Raw genomic sequence first — 223 nt, 5'->3', positions numbered from 1 at the left:
CACGGGAGTTACGGATGTTGATGGCGATACCTTGAAGTATACACTTGATCAAAAACCAACCTCGGGAAGTGTCTCACTTGATGAGAAAACCGGAGAGTTTACGTATACGCCAAACAAAGATTACAACGGTAAGGATGAGTTCACGGTGGTGGTATCTGACGGCAATGGTGGCAGTGTCACTGTGACGGTTCCTGTAACAGTCACACCGGTGAATGATGCCCCA

Annotated in this window: 1 protein-coding gene; it reads left to right on the top strand. The window is 48.0% G+C overall.

All coding sequences use genetic code 11. From position 1 onward, the window contains the following. Positions 1–223: Ig-like domain-containing protein (locus tag AC0SAP_RS10455; RefSeq protein WP_473384119.1), on the top strand; the 223-nt coding region annotated here is incomplete at both ends.

Source organism: Ignatzschineria sp. PL_is040, from assembly GCF_055813795.1.
Note: the sequence above shows the minus strand (reverse complement) of the source record. Positions and strands in the feature narration are given on the sequence as shown.